Origin of the sequence: Paenibacillus tyrphae, assembly GCF_027925525.1 — a bacterium.
In the GTDB taxonomy this organism is placed as follows: Bacteria; Bacillota; Bacilli; order Paenibacillales; family NBRC-103111; genus Paenibacillus_G; species Paenibacillus_G tyrfis_B.
The window spans coordinates 1-16,189 of the sequence record NZ_BSDJ01000001.1 but is presented as its reverse complement, the minus strand read 5'-3'; the positions used below and the strand labels follow the sequence as shown (position 1 = coordinate 16,189).

The following is a 16,189-nucleotide window of genomic DNA, read 5'->3' as shown; positions in this document are numbered from 1 at the left end:
CGTGTCTTGTATATTTTCCACCATTTGCGAAATTTTATGACAAATCGTCGGATTCCTGTGCCATAATGAGGAATAGGCGGGCGGGTAGAGGTAAAAGCTAGGACAGATTGGAAAGCGCCTGCTGTTGTAAAAAGGAGGAATGACGACGTGCTGTGGCTCGTCATCGCACTGACCTTATTCATCATTCAGATTCTCACGATTCTGGTCGGGGAGTTTCGCCGCCCGGCCAAGGCGATGGCGTGGCTTTTCATCTTGTTTCTCATTCCGGTCATCGGGTTTGTCATGTATTATTTTTTGGCTAAAGAATACACGCAGCGGAAAAAAGTGAAGCGCAACGGGCTGAGGCTCGTGAACGATATACGGCATCTCGGCAAAAAGCAGCATTCGGCGGATTTTCAGCCCGAGGAGGACCGGCTGAAAGGCTGGCGGCACGAGCCCAGGCTGTTCTCGCTGCTCAATAACATTCCCGGTGCCCTCATTACGATACATAACGAGGTGCGAGTGTTGACCGACGCCACCGCGGCTTATCCGGCGATACTGGCTGCCATGGAACAGGCGAAGGGGCATATTCATTTTGAGTTCTACACCATTCGCAACGACGGCATCGGCCGACAGTTTCATGAACTGCTGATCCGTAAAGCGCAGGAAGGCGTGAAGGTGCGCTGCATCTTCGACGGCATCGGCAGCTACCAGCTCGATAGCAAATTCGTTCAAGAGCTGAAGCAGGCCGGGTGCGAGGTATACTTCTTTTTGCCGGCGGTGATTGCTTTTTTCGACAAGCGGATGAATTACCGGAATCACCGCAAGATCGTCGTCATTGACGGCGTCCGCGGCTTTCTCGGGGGAATCAACATCGGAGACGAATACCTGGGGGCGAATCCCAAGTTGGGGTACTGGCGGGATACGCATTTGGAGCTGGAAGGCGACGCGGTGTATTCGCTGCAGTATACGTTTCTGACCGACTGGATGTTTGTGAGTGGAAAGCGGCTGGCGGATTCGGAATTTTACCCCGAGCACGATTGCGCGGGCCGCAAGCCCGTACAGATTATTTCAAGCGGGCCGGATGCGCATTGGGATGCCGTTCTGGAGATGTTTTTCGCATCGATCACGGCGGCCAAGCGGAGAATTTACATTACCACCCCTTACTTCATCCCCGATCCGAGCATTATCATGGGGCTGAAGACGGCGGCGATCAGCGGGGTGGACGTCCGGATCATTTTCCCGCAAAAGGCGGATTCGCGCATCGTGAACTATGCTTCCCGGTCGTATCTGGAAGAGCTGATGCAGGTCGGCGTCCGCTTCTATGCCTACCAAAAAGGCTTTATCCATGCCAAGGTCATTCTGATCGACGATCTGCTCGCTTCGGTCGGTACCGCGAATATGGACATGCGCAGCTTTTACAACAACTTCGAGCTGAACGCCGTATTGTTCGACAAAGAAACGATTCACCGGTTGGAAACCGATTTTATTCTCGATTTGAAGGAAAGCCGCGAGGTCAAGCTGGAGGCGTTCGAGAAGCGCTCCCGCTGGCAGAAGGGCAAGGAAGTCATTGCGCGGCTCCTGTCGCCGCTTTTCTAACAAGCGGTGCGGCTCCGATTTCCCGGGCTAACGAATAAAGGACAGCACGTGATCCAACGGCTGCGGGGGGACTTGAGCGATCAGGTCTCCTTTTTGCTGTAGGCGCTGCATAATGTTCAGCACGTGAAAATCCCGGGGATCGGGGCGGAGCGCCACTTCGTCCCAAGCCAGTGGAGTCGACACCGTAGCGTCCTTGCGGGCGCGCGGCGTATAGGGAGCGGACAGGGTTTTGCCGTACCAGTGCTGAAGATAATCGATATAAATCAAGGTGCCGCGGTCTTTTTTGAGCCGCTCGACGGTGAACAGCTTCGGGTATTTTTGCACTGCGAACGTGGCGACGAATTGTCCGATCCGCCGGAGCTGCTCGAACGTATAGCCGCGCTCCCGGGCAATCGGGACGTAGATTTGCACGCCGGTGGCGCCGGACGTTTTCGGTACGGACCGGATATTCATGCCGTCGAGAATGCCGCCGATAATCTGGGCCGCCTCCATAATGCGCGGCTCGGGATCGACGCTCGGGTCAATATCGATTACCCATTCGACGGGCAGCGTCTCGCCGATCCGGTGAAACGAGGGATGGAACTCCAGGCAGGCCAAATTCCCCAGCCACAGCAGCGTCGGCAGGGAATCCAGATGAACGTAGCGGATCGATTCCAGCATCGCCGTTTTGACGAAATCGGGTGTCGGCTCAGGGACGTTTTTCTGGTAAAACGACTTGTCGTTCCAGCCATGAGGAAACCGGATGGTCGTTAGATAACGGTCGCGGCAATACGTCAGCAGGTAAGGGGAAAGCTCGGCGAGCTTTTGCAGATACATCGCTTTCGTAATCTTCTTCTCCGGCCACAGCGGCTTATCCGGGTTCGTTATCGTCAGCTCCCGGCCTTCGACGATCAGCGTCCCTTTCGTTTTCGGATATTTGGCGGGTGCGGGCATCGGCAATCCCTCCTAGTTCATGGGGCGCAAGCGTTCAGCGCGCCGATGGTTTGTTAATTAGTATATCCCGCCCCTTTCTTTTTAACATCTGAATACGGCTTAAACGAGCCGTTTTTCTTACTTCACGGCCGCCCCCGGAGAGGACAGGAACATCAAACGCCCGATCGTGAGAAGCCCAATCAAAATGAACGAACCGATGTAGGTCCATCGGATTCCGGCCATTACCGTATCCGAGCCGAGGAAAAACCCGTGTACCGCGACCAAAATAAAGATCGGATAAGACAGCAAATGGATCAAATGCCAAAGCTTTTTACCGATGGCATTGCGAAGATCCGTCGACAATAAAACGACGATCAGCCCGTAACCGGCCAGCGTGCCGATTCCGTTGAGGACCGCATCATGCTGCGCGGCAAAAGGGAGCAGCACTTCCTTCCAGGAAAACGGCATGTACGTGCTGATTACCGGAAAAGCGGCGTGCAAAAGCATAAGCACGATACCGGCGTTGTTGAAAAGCCGATGCAGCTTGAACAGCTTCGTTTTGCTTTTTGCCGGCCATACCGGGTAACTATACATGATGCCAAGAGCGATCCCCAGTGAAAGGCTAACGAAAGAAACGATGCCTGTCACCCGAATGATCTGCCAAACGGGCCAATCGACGATCCATGGAATCATGTCGGCGCCCTCCTTTAAATGTTTTTCAATGTCTAAGCGTTGCTGTCGGAAGCTGCCAGCGGACAGTCGGCGAGGTGTCGGCTCCAATGAAATGAATGCGTCCGTCGCGCAAAAAGACAAGCGCCTCGCAGCCTGTGGCCTCGGCTCGAAACAGGGACAAGCCATGCTCGAGACCGGCGATGCATATCGTCTTGGCCCAAATCTCGCATTCGACCGCATCGCTGCCGGCTACGGTGCATTGTACGACTTCGCTCCGGCTCGGGGACATCGTACGAGGATCGATCAAATGATGCATGACGCTTCCATGGGTCAGCCACTGCCTGCCCAGCGTGCTTGAGGTCGCCGCCGCGCCTACCCCTAAGTGCAGACCCCCCGCGTCTTCGCCCGGATTCCACGGATTCTGGATTCCGATCAGCCAGCTTTGTCCCTTATCGCGATGGGATGCTCCCCAGACGGCCAGATCGCCTCCGGCGTTTACCATGCCGCACGGTACAGCCCAAACCTCCCGCATCCAGCGCGCCAAACGGCTGACGGCCCAGCCCTTGACGATGCCGCCCAAGTCGATCTCCGCATGCGGCGGGAGGCGAACGGATTTCATCGCGGCATCGAGCTCCCAACTCGCGTCTATACGGATAGAGTCAGGACCGGGTGCATTCCGGTGTCCCTGACGCTGACGGACTTGGTCGAAGGTAGCATCGTATCCTGCCGCTTTCAAGGCTTTCAGTATAAGCGGATTGAACATGCCGTCCGTCCGTTTGCGGTACGATTCCGCCAACAGAAGCACCTCCAGCATCGTCTCCGAAACCATGCAGATTCGACCGGCCGAACGGTTGAGATAGGAGAGCTCGCTTTGCGGCCGGAAACGGCTGAACCGTTCTTCGGCGAATTCGAACCAATCGCGGACCTGATCTTCCAGATCGAGGGGTTCCGGGCACCCGAGGTACGCTACATCTATATCCGTATCCATCGCCCGAAAGGCGGCATGATGCAGTTTATCTTTCATGAAAATCAGCTCTTTTCCTTATGAACGTCCCGTTCTTGTTCTCATGGTCGTATCGCCCGGGGTCGCCGCATCCGGCGTGCTGGAGGAGCTGCCGCCAAAGTGCCCGGCATCCAAACGATTCCAATGCAGGTTCCGGTGTTTTCCGGAACCCGCATTAGAATCGGAATCACTCGCCCGGCTCCGGCTTCTCCATTCCTGCATCACGGGGTCCTGCTGCTGCGTTCCCTGAGCGGCTAGCGCTTTGTCCTGCGGTTGATGCTGCTGCGCGGCCAGCGCGAAATTAGGACTATCCTTCACCTCGCGGAATAAAAAGGCGATCCCCACTGCGCCGATGATGCCTAGCTGCCACTTGGTCCATTTCGTTGTTTTCATCGAGTGTTCACTCCCCGGGGAGATGGTTTGGCGGAATGCGTTTATTGTAGAACGCGCAGATGAAAGGAACATAAAGATAAACTGAAAGTTCGCTGAATCATCCCGAACGCGTCCGTCAACCGGCTGGGATTGGTGTACAATGAAAGAGAGGTGACATCATGCAGCCAATCAAAGAGAGGTGACATCATGCAGCCAATCAAAGGCGTAAAAATATTAATCGTCGACGACGAACCGAATATTGTCCAGTTTTTGGAGCTGGGCCTGCAAAACGAAGGCTTTGAAGTTTTTACCGCGCCGGACGGATTTACGGCCGTCACGTTAGCCAAGCAAGCCCGGCCGCATATCGTCATTCTGGACGTCATGATGCCCGGCATGGACGGGTTTGAGGTATGCCGGATGCTGAAGAAAACCGAGCACGTCGCCATTATCATGCTGACGGCCAAGGAAGAAGTGGAAGACCGGGTCAAGGGACTGACGCTCGGGGCCGACGACTATATGGTCAAGCCATTCAGCTTCGAGGAGCTGCTGGCCCGGATTTATGCGCGGCTTCGCAACCAGTTTCCCCATCTGTTCGCGGAGGTGGCGTACGGGCCGTTTCGCATCGACGACCGCCGCAAAGAAATCCGCTACGAAGACCGGGTGCTGGAGCTTTCGCCGACGGAATATGAGCTGCTGTCTTTTCTGGTCGTCAATCACGGCTTGGTCCTGAGCAAAACGGTCATTTTGGACAAGGTCTGGGGATACGATTTCGGCGGGGAGGACAATATCGTCGAAGTGTACATCCGCTCGCTCCGCGATAAATTGAATGACAAGGAGCACCGGATCATTCGGACTCTCCGGGGATCGGGCTACCGGGTAGACCTCGGATGATGCGGGGGTGGTATCGGATCCGGCGTATCTTCGCGCCCCGTTCGCTTCGCCTTCAGCTCCTGTCCCGTTCGTTGTTTATTTTGGCGGGACTGCTGCTGTTGATCGGCGTACTGCAATATGTGTTTATGGAGCAATTTTTGATTAAAAATAAAGTCGCTAGCATCCAAAGCCAGTTTTTTTCCATTCCGCTGGATATATGGGCGAACCCGAATTTCGACAACGGCCGGACAAGGGGTCCTTTTCTACCCGAAGCTTCGCTGGCGTTCGTCGGGCCGGGCGACAGCTTCCGGGTCGTCACGAACAATCCTCGCGCCGGATCGGTGCCGCGGCTTTCCGCCGAGGAGTACCGGGAGGCTTTGGGGCGGGAGCAAAGGCAGCCGCGCTATCAGATTGTCAGGGACGACAAAGGGATGGACCAACTGGTCGTTCTACAGCGGATCGCTCCGCGCGGGCGTCTTGCGCAGATCAGCACGAGCATGGAGCCGATTCGGGATGTGCTGCTCAGCCAGCTTTGGACCTTCCTGGCTTTGGCTGCGACCGCTCTGGGGATCGGGGTTGCCGCATTTCTTCCCGTGCTGCGAAGAACCCTCGTCCCGCTTTCCAACATGATCGAAACCGTGGAGCAGATCGATGCGGGGAAGCTGGACGAGCGGCTGCCGGCGCATCAAGGCCAGTTGGAGATCGACCGGCTCTCCCGGTCGTTTAACCGGATGCTGGAGCGGCTGGAAGCTTCGTTCGAAACGGAGAAGGAAGCGAAAGAGCAGATGCGGCGCTTTATTGCGGATGCTTCGCACGAGCTGCGTACGCCGCTTACGTCGATTCACGGGTTTCTTGAGGTGCTGCTGCGGGGAGCGGCCCAGAAGCCGGATCAGTTGGACAAAGCGCTCAGGAGCATGTACGGGGAGTCGGAGCGGTTAAACAAGCTGGTTCGGGACCTGCTGCTCTTGGCCCGCTTGGATCGTCATCCGACCGTGGACTTGAAGGAAGAAGCGCTGAGCGATATTGTCGATGAAATGGAACCGCAGCTCCGGCTGCTGGCAGGCAGGAGAAACGTGCAGTTCTCCGTTCAGCCTGACGTGTCCGCCCGCATCGACAAAGACAAAATCAAGCAAGTGTTGCTTAATTTATTCCACAACGCCGTTCAGCATACCGATCCAGCTGAGGGCATCGTCAGGGTTTCGCTGGAGCAAACGCAGGAGGAGGCTCTGCTGACGGTTCACGATAACGGAAGCGGTATCCCAGAGGAGCATGTGCCGCGCTTGTTCGAACGGTTTTATCGGATCGACTCGTCGCGGGCCCGCATTTACGGAGGGGCCGGGCTGGGACTGTCGATTACAAAATCAATCGTCGAGCTTCACGACGGCACGATTGAAGTGAATAGCCGGGTCGGCGAAGGTTCCAGCTTTACCATTCGCCTTCCGGTGAGCGGAGGCCCGCATGCGGACGAGTAATCGTACGCTTAAGCTTATTGAGAAAGTGATTAATTGAGGTCATAGAGGGTGTACGAGAGGGTGGGGTATCTACTTCCGGTCACTGCCCCACCCCGCAAAGTGAAGTTCAATCAGGGAAGCTAAGTCCGAGTACTTTGCGGGGACCCCGCGTCCGCAGGAAATTTTGATTGAAGCCGCTTAACAGCGGACATTTCCCGCAGACAAAGGCGAACGCTATCGCTCCTACAGTAGATACCCCACCTTCGTATGTATCTCTCTATGTCAGTCAAAAACTCTTTCTCGACACTTTGCGCAATTGGAAATCGTCCGCTTGCTTTTTTATGTGTTAGGGAATTTGCACTCGCCGGGGTCCGTCTCGACAAACGCCTGTATACTGGGGTGCCTCATCGTATGCCCGGGGGTCCACTCCATAAACTGCACCTTCACCACGATTTGCGGAACGATCCAGACCGCGTCTTTGCTCCGTTCGGGCTCGTTCAAGAACGGCTTCGCTTTCGTCTTTATGGACGCAACGCGCGCCGTCAGCTCCCGCCACTCCTGCTGCGTCACCTTTCCAGTACCTGCGTGCCCGATGTAGTAGAGGCTGCCCTGCCTGTCGTACAAGCCGAGCAGGAGCGAATTGACGATATTGTCCCGGTACGTAACACCTCCTACGACGGCCAGCAGATCATAAAATATTTTGCGCTTCTGCCACCGTTTATCCTTGCCGCTGATCATATACGTGCTGTTCAGATTTTTACAGACGACGCCCTCCATCTGATGCTTGATCATCACCTGCAGCAGCTCGTCGGGATCGGCGAAGTTTTGCACCGTTTGCACATCGGGCTGTGGGATGACAATCTCCTGCAGAATGCGCTGTCGCTCCGAAAGGGGCTTATCCGTGACCCATTGTCCGCCGTTAAATAAAACGTCGAAGATCATGTACGTGACCGGGGTCTGCGTGACGGCGAGCTCGATATTTTGCTGCTTTCTTAGGCTGTCCCGCTTCATGATCTCGTGAAACGACGGCTTGTGATGATCGAAGGCGATGAATTCGCCGTCCAATATGAATGAAGAGGCGGAGCAGTAGCGGGAAGGAGACAAAAACTCGGGATATTGCAAGGACCGATTGTTCAATCTTCGATTGACGAGTTGGACCTTGGAGCCGTCGCAGTAGGATAGCATGCGCACGCCGTCCCATTTGATCTGCGCGATCCATTCGCCGCCTTTGGGAAACGAGTCGGTGCTTATCGGTTCGAAGGGAACGACCGGGTTCAACATGAGAGAGCCTCCCTAGAATTCGTTTGTTAACAGTTATTCCCTTTTGTCGCTTGACATAACGGCCCGCGGCTCGATATAGTTAAAGGTGCAAAACAATTAACTTTGGTATAACGAGGTGGAAAGGAAATGTTTTTCTTATCGACTGTTCTGAAACGGAATTTGGCTTAAACGGGAGAAGTCTGCCCATTTTTCACCCTAAGCCAACCGAAGAACAGTAGATAAAGAACTCGATTCCTTTCGTTCAAATGATACAATTTGCAACGGGTCAGGGCGTGTTCGCCTTGCCCGTTTTTTGTTTTCCATATAACCTAAGCTAATTGAATAGAGCTTTGTCCGGCTGTTTCTCCGGTTGGCTTCGAACCTGAAGCGAAAAGGAGAGAGCTTTCATGAGTATGTTGAACGTCGAACAGCTTACCCATACGTATGGGGATAAAAAAATATTTCAAAATATCCAGTTCCGGCTGCTGCGGGGGGAGCATGCGGGACTCGTCGGCAGCAACGGGGCCGGCAAGTCGACTTTGCTGCGCGTCTTGGCGGGACAACTGCTTCCTGATACGGGCAAGATCGAATGGCTTCCGCAAGCGCGGGTCGGTTATTTGGAGCAGCATGCCGATCTGCAGGCGGGAATGACGATTATGGACTATCTGCGGGGCGCTTTCGCTCATCTGTATGAGCTGGAACGTGCCTTGCATAAGGTAGCAGAGCAAATGGCCGCGGCGGACGCCGACCTCGAACCGCTGCTAACCCGGTACGGCGAGCTGCAGAGTCGGCTGGAGCATGCCGATTTTTACGGCATCGATGCCAAGATCGAAGAGGTGGCGGCCGGACTAGGCATTCTTGAGCTCGGCAAAGACCGGGAGGTCGACAAGCTGAGCGGGGGGCAGCGCACGAAGCTGCTCCTGGGCAAGCTGCTGCTAGAGGAGCCGCACGTATTATTGCTCGACGAGCCGACCAACTACTTGGACGACGTGCATATCGAATGGCTGACCGGCTATTTGAAGCGTTACGAGCAGGCGTATCTCGTTGTCTCGCACGACGAGGCCTTCCTGAATGAAATTACAACGACGATCTTTCATTTGGAGCATCAGACGATCAAGCGTTACGCCGGGAACTATGCCGCATTCGTCAAAAGTTATGAACTGAACCGATTGCAATGGCAGGACGCGTACGAGCGCCAGCAGAAGGAAATCGACCGGCTGGAGAGTTTCATTCAAAAGAACCGGAATCGAAAAGCCAAGCAGGCGAAAAGCCGGGAAAAAGCACTGGAGCGAATGGAGCGGATCGAGAAACCGACGTCGGGGCCGCGGCCCCGTTACAGCTTTCATGTTCATGTGGAACCCGTGACCCGGATCATGGAAGCGAAGCAGCTGCAATTCGGCTATACGGAGCCTCTGTCCGTTCCGGTAAGCTTGCAAATGAAGCGCGGGGAAAAAGTGGCGGTCGTCGGGTACAACGGCGTCGGGAAATCGACCATGCTCAAAACGATGCTGGGCCTGCTGCCGCCGTTAAGCGGAACGGTACAGCTCGGCGAACGGGTCACACCGGCTTATTTCGCCCAGGAACAATTGCCTTCGGACGAAACCGCGCTGGAGCGGCTGTGGTCGCTGCGGCCGGATAAGACGCAGAAGGAAATCCGGCAGACGCTCGGCATGGCCGGCTTGACCGAAAAGCACATCCGGCAGCGCCTCAGCTCGCTTAGCGGCGGGGAGCAGGCGAAGGTCCGCTTGTGCGAGCTCATGCTGACGGACAGCAATCTTCTCGTGCTGGACGAACCGACAAACCATCTGGACGTCCGGGCGAAGGAAGCGTTCAAGGAAGCGCTGAAGGAGTACAAAGGGACCATTTTGATCGTTTCCCACGAGCCGGAATTTTATGAAGATTGGATTACTCAGGTTTGGCGTTTGCAGGACTGGAGCAAGTAAGCGCAGTCCCGGCACAAAGAAACGATCGGCGCTTAGCCGATCGTTTCTTTCGTTTTCGCTTTGCCTTTTCTTGGTTTCGCGGCTTTGGCTTTCTCGGTCGTCCCTGGCGTCGGCTCGGTCACCACCGGTTTGACCGCTTCGAGGCTCGCCTGCAGCGCAGCCATCAGATCGATGACGTTCGCTTTATGCGGCTCCGGCGCGACGCGGACCTGCTGGCCGGAAACCTTCGACTCGATCGCTTGCAGCACGGCCGAACGGTAATCGTCTTTGTATTTTTCCGGCTCGAATTTCGTCGCTAGTTGGCCGATCAGCAGCTTCGCCATTTCGAGCTCCTTCTCGTTGACGTTGCTCTGCTCCGGGAGGTTCGGCACATGATCCACCGAGCGGATTTCGTCCGGGTAAAAAATCGTCTCCATCGCAATGCACCGGTCGATAATGCGGATAGCGGCCAAGCTGCTTTTGGAGCGGATGGACACCTTGGCAATGCCGATTTTGCCCGTTTGCCGCATCGCTTCGAGCAGCAGACTATAGGCGCCGGCGCCGGTTTCGTTCGGAGCGAGGTAGTACGTTTTCTGAAAATAAACCGGGTCGATGTCCGACAAGTCGACGAAATCGAGAATCTTGATTTCTTTGGTGATCTCGCCGGTCAGCTTCTCCAGCTCGTCCTTCTCGAACAGCACGAACGAGCCCGGCTCGTATTCGTAGCCTCGGACGATTTCCCCCCACTCCACTTCGCGCTCGCAGTGCTGGCATTTGCGGACGAAATTCAGCGGCGTGTTGCAATCCTTATGAATCATGCGCATCGAGATGTCTTTGTCTTCCGTCGCCGAGAACATCTTGACGGGCACGTGCACCAAGCCGAAGCTGATGGCGCCTTTCCAAACTGTATGCATCGCTGTACCTCCCGGGGGCCTGAGCTGGCCGTCTACTTTCTATACAGTATACGCAAAATGGAAGCGTCCCATTACACCGCGCACGAATGTCGGCGCAAGAAATTGGGACATGCTACAGAAGAAGGCTGCATGGATCGCCAAAAAGCATCGTCATGCCGGCCCGAACATTTTGGTCAGAGGAGGAAAAGGAATCATGAGCGAAGCAAACACGTCCGGCGGCAAGTTTACGGATGATGCGGCCCATGAAGGGCGGGACTCCAATTTTATGGACATCGACCGGATGATCAACGAAGGTCTTGGCGGCGGGCAGGTGACGATCCATAACGGACTGATCGAGGAATCGACGACCGATACGATGGATCATCCCGAATCGGTCATCAGTGGGGAGGACAACGGGCAATGAAAGTGTACCGCGCTCAAGAAATTATGAAAGCTGAAGAAAAAGTCAGCGTGGAGTTGAACGGCGTATCCGTATGGATCGACAGCGTAGACCCCGAGCAGGAAACGGCTAAAGTGCATGTGGAAGACCGTCCTGCCGACGCCCGCGTCGTTCCGGTCGACGAGCTGCAGGAAGTCCAATAGCTCCCGCGAGGACCGTATTTGAGCAAAAGCTTTCCGAAAGCATGCAGGCCGAGAGGGCCCATGGCTGGGGGAAGCTTTTTTTGCTGCGGTAAAGCGGCTCGGGTTGCCTGCAATCGGGCGAGCCGATAGTCAGTGATAGGGGATCGGTGGTATGATATACCTGAAAGATCCGGGAGCAACGAGCGTTTCGAACGATACTTGGCGCTCTGAAATAATAGCAAAACGGCATGTTTGTCTAGATACAAAGGAACGGCTATAATAATTCTCAATACGAAAGCGGAGGCGGATAGATGTGAGCTCGGTCGACGAATTTACTCTGATCGACCTGCTGAACGGCGGGAAGCAAACGATCGCTTTTCAACGGGCCGGCGGCGTGGAGACAGGGATCGGCGACGATGCGGCCGTCGTTCGCGCCTCTTCGGATAGCCGGTGGATTCTCACTTGCGATACGATGACGGAAGACATTCATTTCAAGCGGGCGACGATGCGCGATACGGACATCGGGTATAAAGCGATGGCTTCCGCCGTCAGCGATATCGCCGCGATGGGAGGGACTCCGCGGTATGCCCTCGTGGCACTCAGCATGCCGAAGTCGACGCCGGTGGAGCGGGTGCGCGCGATGTACGACGGGTTGTACGAATGCGCGAACCGTTACCGGGTCGTTGTTGCAGGCGGAGATACGACGTCGTGTATCGGTGGCATCACGCTGACCGTAACGGTGATCGGAGAAACGGAACCGGACAAAGCGCTGCTCCGCTCGGCAGCCAGACTGGGAGATGTCGTATTTATTACCGGTTTTACCGGTGATTCGGCGGCCGGACTGGAATGGCTTCTAGGGAAAAACAAGCCGTCGGAGGAATGGGACGCCGATCCGGAGCTAAAGCAGTATCCCGGGCTTGTCCGGGCACACTGCCGTCCCGAGCCGCAGATCGAGGCCGGAGAGCTGCTGCGGCGGTCCGGCTTCTGCCATGCGCTCAACGACGTCAGCGACGGGATCGCCAGCGAAGCGTGGGAAATTGCCGCGGCGTCAAACATCGGAATCGATCTGATCGAAGACCGGATTCCCGTGTCGGGCGAGCTGCTGGACTATGCTTCAAAGCAAGGAAAGGACCCGCTCGATTACATGCTGTACGGTGGCGAAGATTACCAATTAATCGGAACAGCGCCCGCCGAGCACGCCGTCGAGCTGCAGATGCAGTTTAAGGAAGCGGGGCTGCCGCTCTATCTGATCGGATATGTCCACGGGGAGCATTCCGGCGTACGGCTTGTGCGAAGCGACGGCAGCACGGTACCGCTCGCCAAGCGCGGCTATAATCATTTTACCGGATGAAGGGACGATCCTGACATGGCCACTTATGCATTTCAAGCCCGTCAAGTCGCCGATACTTCCGTATTGGCGGAACGCTTGGCCTCGTTGTTTATCCCGGGAACCGTCATTACGCTCGACGGCGACTTAGGGGCTGGCAAGACGACATTCTCGCAAGCGGTAGCCAAGGCGATAGGCGTCACGGACATCGTGAACAGTCCTACGTTTACGATCATCAAAGAATATGAAGGTTCCAAGTTCCCTTTCTATCATATGGACGTATACCGGTTGTCTTTGGAAGAGGCGGATGACTTGGGGCTTGACGAATACTTTTACGGAAACGGCATTACGCTTGTCGAATGGGCTTCGCTGATCGAAGAGATTTTGCCTCCGCAGCGGTTGGAGATTCGGATTGAGACCGACGGAGAAAACGAGCGAAGCTTCACGCTCAAGCCGTCAGGCGACCCTTATGAAGCATGGTGCGTGAAGCTACAACAGAACGGATGGTTAAAATGATTCAGAATACGGCATCAGATTCGACTTTATATGGCGACGGCAAGCTAATGCTGTCCGTCGATACGTCAACCGTGTCGATGACGACCGCGTTGACCCGGGGACGCGAAATCCTGGGGGAAATTACTTCCAAAGCGGAGCGGAACCATTCGCTCTATCTCGTACCGACCTTGCAGCGGCTCATGGCGGAGTGCGGCGTCCGGCCGGACGAGCTGTCGGCGTTTGCCGTCGGCGTCGGACCTGGTTCCTATACCGGCGTACGCATCGGCGTGACCGTGGCCAAAACCTTTGCCTGGACGCGGAAGCTGGCCTTGCTCGGCGTCTCTACGCTCGAAGCGTTGGCGCTCGGCGGAGCCGGCTCCGCCTCGGAATTCGGCGCGCTTCAAGACGGGGAAACTGTGCGGGGCGGAGCGCTTCAGGCGATGGATTCGCTGCTTGACGCGGCGCGCGCGACGGGGGAAACGACATGGGTCGTCCCGCTGATCGACGCCCGGAGGGGACAGGCATTTACGGCGCTGTACGCCGTATCGCCCGAGGGCTGGAAGCGCCGGGTGCCGGACGGTATTCGTCTGACCGCATCCTGGACGGACGAGCTCCTTTCCTTGGGTGCGGAGGCGGAAACCGGACCCGGCCGCGTTGTTTTTACGGGCGAGCTGGAGCTGCATCAGGAAGCGATTCGTTCGTTTGCCTCCCGGTGGGGCGGAACGGTAACGGAAGCTCCGCATGAGCTGCGCGCCCGTCATGTCGCCGAGCTTGGCCTGATGCGGTGGAAGCGGGGGGAGACCGAGGATGTTCACGGGTTGGTTCCGAACTATACGCAATTGGCGGAAGCGGAAGCCAAACTTCTCGCCAAGAAATCTTAGGGGAGGCCTGTCCGATATGGAACCTAAACGCGAAGCGCAACCTGTCTTTGACGGAGCCATGCTTTTTCGCCCTATGCACACGGACGACATCCCCGTGATCTGCGAGATCGAGCAGGAATCGTTTGCGACACCTTGGACGGCCGGAGCTTTTTATAACGAGCTGACGAGCAATAATTTTGCCAAATATCTCGTGTTGGAATACGAAGGCGAAATTGCGGGCTACGGCGGCATGTGGCTGATTATGGAGGAGGCGCATGTCACCAATATCGCGATTCGCGAAAAATACCGCGGGCGCAAGCTCGGAGAGCGGCTGCTGGTGGAAATGCAGCAGACGGCCGTTTTTTACGGAGCGCTGCGCATGACGCTGGAGGTGCGCCCGTCCAATTTGATTGCCCAGCGCTTATATGAGAAACTGGGATTTCGTTCCGCCGGTATTCGACGGGGCTATTATACCGACAATAAAGAAGATGCAATTATTATGTGGGCGGATCTGCCCAAATCGGAACGGCTCTCCAAATAAAAGAAAACGGCTGCCTGCGGCGGTTCGAGAACAGACGAGAGGTTTATTGACGATGAACGAACAATCGAACGAAGCGGTGTCCGTTCGCCCTAACCGGGACGGCGGACCCGTTTATATATTGGCTGTGGAAACAAGCTGCGACGAGACATCCGTAGCGATTGTCCGCGACGGCAAAGACATCTTGACGAACGTTGTGTCCAGCCAGATCGAGACGCACCAGCGATTCGGCGGCGTCGTGCCCGAGGTCGCCTCGCGCAAGCATGTGGAATCCATCACTTGGATTATTGAAGAGGCGCTGGACAAGGCGAACGTGAAGCCGACCGAGCTGGCCGCCGTCGCCGTGACGCAAGGGCCCGGCCTGGTCGGCTCCTTGCTGGTCGGGATGGTGGCGGCGAAGGCGCTGGCCTGTTCGCTGGAGCTGCCTCTGATCGGTGTGCATCATATCGCCGGACATATTTATGCCAATCAGCTCGTGAATGAGCTGGAATACCCGTTTGTGGCGCTGGTCGTGTCCGGAGGCCACACCGAGCTTGTTTTTGTGGAAGCCGAGGGGCGCTTCCGCATCATCGGGCAGACCCGGGACGACGCGGTGGGCGAAGCTTACGACAAAGTCGCGCGGGCGCTCAAGCTGCCGTATCCCGGCGGCCCGCATATTGACCGGCTGGCGCACGAAGCCCGGGAAGCGGTCACGCTTCCCCGCGCCTGGCTGGAGCCGGATTCGTACGACTTCAGCTTCAGCGGGCTGAAGTCGGCTGTGCTGGCGGCCCTGAATCAGGCCGCCATGAAAGGACAGCCGCTGGCCCCGGAGGCCGTGGCGAAAGGCTTCCAGGACTCGGTCATCGACGTCCTGGTCGAGAAGGCTCTCCGCGCCGTGCGCGCTTATGGCGCGAAGCAGCTCATCCTTGCCGGCGGGGTCGCCGCCAACAAGGGCCTGCGCGCGGCGCTCGAGGCTCGCTGCGCAGAAGTGGGCGTGCCGCTGCTGGCGCCGCCGCTCAGCCTGTGCACGGACAACGCGGCGATGATCGCCGCCGCGGCTTTTTTGAAATACCGCCGCGGGCAATTCGCGCCGTTCGACATGAAAGCCGAACCGCTGCTGAAGCTCGAAGCGTGGTCGGTCTGACTACTTCTTTGCAAAGCCGCTGCCGCCGTTGCCCCGGATGGCCGCGGCCTTGTTATGGCTTAGAGTCATATTCATCCTGCGGAAAAAAATTCAATATAAAAAAGGGTTGCTTTCTGTTTGCAGATTTGATATATTACTCCTTGTCGCTTCTGCGGCAGGCTTTAAAAACTTGAGACTTTCGAATCTTGAAAAAAATAAAGCTTGCAATGATAGAGCAGATGTGATACATTAAAGAGGTCGCTTCTGAGAGGTTGAACTAACCGATCGGAATGCTAGGAAATGAATTGCCCTTTGAAAACTGAACATCGAGTGAGTGTCATAAAGAGAATGA

The 16,189-nt window shown here is 56.2% G+C and carries 17 protein-coding genes; 11 read left to right on the top strand and 6 right to left on the bottom strand.

Features of this window, described 5'->3' with window-relative positions; translation table 11 throughout:
- Positions 1-147: 147 nt before the first annotated feature.
- Positions 148-1,578: a cardiolipin synthase gene (gene cls, locus QMG93_RS00085; RefSeq protein ID WP_281932878.1), complete on the top strand. Its 1,431-nt coding sequence runs from the start codon at positions 148-150 to the stop codon at positions 1,576-1,578.
- 27 nt (positions 1,579-1,605) lie between these two features.
- On the opposite strand, the gene ligD is transcribed toward cls, so the two are convergent.
- The 4 genes from ligD to QMG93_RS00065 all read right to left on the bottom strand — a co-directional run bounded on the left by ligD (position 1,606) and on the right by QMG93_RS00065 (position 4,558).
- Positions 1,606-2,511 (bottom strand): non-homologous end-joining DNA ligase, encoded by a 906-nt coding sequence (ligD, locus tag QMG93_RS00080; protein WP_281932877.1) that lies wholly within the window; start codon positions 2,509-2,511, stop codon positions 1,606-1,608.
- 117 nt (positions 2,512-2,628) lie between these two features.
- Complete coding sequence (locus tag QMG93_RS00075; RefSeq protein ID WP_281932876.1) at positions 2,629-3,183, bottom strand: ferric reductase; 555 nt, start codon at positions 3,181-3,183, stop codon at positions 2,629-2,631.
- A gap of 25 nt (positions 3,184-3,208) precedes the next feature.
- Positions 3,209-4,186 (bottom strand): FAD:protein FMN transferase, encoded by a 978-nt coding sequence (locus QMG93_RS00070; protein WP_281932875.1) that lies wholly within the window; start codon positions 4,184-4,186, stop codon positions 3,209-3,211.
- Positions 4,187-4,204: 18 nt separating this feature from the next.
- The gene (locus QMG93_RS00065; RefSeq protein ID WP_281932874.1) at positions 4,205-4,558 is read right to left on the bottom strand and encodes a hypothetical protein; all 354 of its coding nucleotides are present in this window, start codon (positions 4,556-4,558) and stop codon (positions 4,205-4,207) included.
- A 186-nt stretch (positions 4,559-4,744) separates the two neighbouring features.
- Here QMG93_RS00065 and QMG93_RS00060 point away from each other — a divergent pair, with 186 nt between their 5' ends.
- Positions 4,745-5,428, top strand: coding sequence for a response regulator transcription factor (locus QMG93_RS00060; protein ID WP_010496046.1), 684 nt, complete (start codon positions 4,745-4,747; stop codon positions 5,426-5,428).
- On the top strand, positions 5,425-6,879 hold the full coding sequence (locus tag QMG93_RS00055) for a sensor histidine kinase (RefSeq protein WP_413789243.1): 1,455 nt from the start codon (positions 5,425-5,427) through the stop codon (positions 6,877-6,879). Before QMG93_RS00060 ends, QMG93_RS00055 begins: the two co-directional genes overlap by 4 nt.
- Positions 6,880-7,197: 318 nt before the next feature.
- On the opposite strand, the gene QMG93_RS00050 is transcribed toward QMG93_RS00055, so the two are convergent.
- Positions 7,198-8,139, bottom strand: a complete 942-nt coding sequence (locus QMG93_RS00050) for an RNA ligase family protein (protein WP_281932873.1) — start codon at positions 8,137-8,139, stop codon at positions 7,198-7,200.
- 386 nt (positions 8,140-8,525) lie between these two features.
- Between QMG93_RS00050 and QMG93_RS00045 the strand changes: the two genes are divergently transcribed.
- Positions 8,526-10,061 (top strand): ABC-F family ATP-binding cassette domain-containing protein, encoded by a 1,536-nt coding sequence (locus tag QMG93_RS00045; protein WP_281932871.1) that lies wholly within the window; start codon positions 8,526-8,528, stop codon positions 10,059-10,061.
- A 32-nt stretch (positions 10,062-10,093) separates the two neighbouring features.
- Here the strand turns inward: QMG93_RS00045 and QMG93_RS00040 are convergent, their stop codons facing one another.
- Positions 10,094-10,954 carry a Ku protein gene (locus QMG93_RS00040; protein WP_281932869.1) on the bottom strand — a complete coding sequence of 287 codons (861 nt, stop codon included), beginning with the start codon at positions 10,952-10,954 and terminating at the stop codon, positions 10,094-10,096.
- 193 nt (positions 10,955-11,147) lie between these two features.
- Between QMG93_RS00040 and QMG93_RS00035 the strand changes: the two genes are divergently transcribed.
- The 7 genes from QMG93_RS00035 (at position 11,148) to tsaD (ending at position 15,858) form a co-directional block, all read left to right on the top strand.
- Positions 11,148-11,357 carry a hypothetical protein gene (locus QMG93_RS00035; RefSeq protein ID WP_054977290.1) on the top strand — a complete coding sequence of 70 codons (210 nt, stop codon included), beginning with the start codon at positions 11,148-11,150 and terminating at the stop codon, positions 11,355-11,357.
- Positions 11,354-11,536, top strand: a complete 183-nt coding sequence (locus QMG93_RS00030; RefSeq protein ID WP_281932867.1) for an H-type small acid-soluble spore protein — start codon at positions 11,354-11,356, stop codon at positions 11,534-11,536. The genes QMG93_RS00035 and QMG93_RS00030 overlap by 4 nt, the downstream gene beginning before the upstream one ends.
- A 292-nt stretch (positions 11,537-11,828) precedes the next feature.
- Positions 11,829-12,866 (top strand): thiamine-phosphate kinase, encoded by a 1,038-nt coding sequence (thiL, locus tag QMG93_RS00025; protein ID WP_309299640.1) that lies wholly within the window; start codon positions 11,829-11,831, stop codon positions 12,864-12,866.
- 15 nt (positions 12,867-12,881) lie between these two features.
- Positions 12,882-13,358 (top strand): tRNA (adenosine(37)-N6)-threonylcarbamoyltransferase complex ATPase subunit type 1 TsaE, encoded by a 477-nt coding sequence (gene tsaE, locus QMG93_RS00020; protein ID WP_281932865.1) that lies wholly within the window; start codon positions 12,882-12,884, stop codon positions 13,356-13,358.
- Positions 13,355-14,218, top strand: a complete 864-nt coding sequence (tsaB, locus tag QMG93_RS00015) for a tRNA (adenosine(37)-N6)-threonylcarbamoyltransferase complex dimerization subunit type 1 TsaB (RefSeq protein ID WP_281932864.1) — start codon at positions 13,355-13,357, stop codon at positions 14,216-14,218. Before tsaE ends, tsaB begins: the two co-directional genes overlap by 4 nt.
- A 16-nt stretch (positions 14,219-14,234) precedes the next feature.
- Positions 14,235-14,738 (top strand): ribosomal protein S18-alanine N-acetyltransferase, encoded by a 504-nt coding sequence (gene rimI / locus QMG93_RS00010; protein ID WP_281932863.1) that lies wholly within the window; start codon positions 14,235-14,237, stop codon positions 14,736-14,738.
- 52 nt (positions 14,739-14,790) lie between these two features.
- Entirely contained in the window at positions 14,791-15,858 is a 1,068-nt protein-coding gene (gene tsaD / locus QMG93_RS00005; RefSeq protein WP_281932862.1) for a tRNA (adenosine(37)-N6)-threonylcarbamoyltransferase complex transferase subunit TsaD, read from the top strand.
- Positions 15,859-16,189: the final 331 nt, after the last annotated feature.